Source organism: Kineococcus lubricus (genome assembly GCF_050871965.1).
Classification (GTDB): Bacteria; Actinomycetota; Actinomycetes; order Actinomycetales; family Kineococcaceae; genus Kineococcus.
In genome coordinates, this window is sequence record NZ_JBJLSK010000075.1 from 1 (window position 1) to 568 (window position 568).

The 568-nt window shown below is 73.6% G+C and carries 1 protein-coding gene and 1 riboswitch; the gene reads left to right on the forward strand.

Features of this window, described 5'->3' with window-relative positions:
* Window positions 1-117 precede the first annotated feature (117 nt).
* A riboswitch (guanidine-III (ykkC-III) riboswitch) is annotated at window positions 118-181 on the forward strand.
* Between the two features lie 11 nt (window positions 182-192).
* Entirely contained in the window at window positions 193-507 is a 315-nt protein-coding gene (locus ACRYRX_RS22585; RefSeq protein WP_432515447.1) for a DMT family transporter, read from the forward strand.
* Window positions 508-568: the final 61 nt, after the last annotated feature.

The following is a 568-nucleotide window of genomic DNA, read 5'->3' on the forward strand; positions in this document are numbered from 1 at the left end:
GATCGAGGACACAGCCCTCCGGCGACGCCGCTGTGTCCTCGATCGGCGCGCGGTAGTCCTTGATCACCGTGGGGGAGGGAGGGGTTGACCGGGGACGGGTTCCGGGAGAACCTTCGGGCAGTGCCGGAACCCGGCGCCCGGACGAGCCCGCCGTACCCGGACAGCGACAAGACGGTGGCGGAGGATGGCGTCGTGTCGTGGATCGTGCTCATCGTGTCCGGGGTCCTGGAAGCCGTGTGGGCGACCGCCCTGGGCAGGTCCGAGGGTTTCACCCGTCCCGTGCCGACCGTCGTGTTCGGCGTCGCCGTCGTCGCCAGCATGGTCGGGCTGGCGTACGCGATGCGGTCGCTGCCGACGGGCACCGCGTACGCGGTGTGGGTGGGGATCGGCGCCGCCGGGACGGTGACCTACGCGATGGCGACGGGGGCCGAACCCGTCTCGGTCGCGCGGGTCCTGCTCATCCTGGGGCTGGTCGGCTGCGTGATCGGGCTCAAGGTCCTGCACTGACCGCGCCGCGCGGGCCCTGGGCCGTTCCCGCCCCGGCCGCACGTCGGGGTGCGGCCGGGGC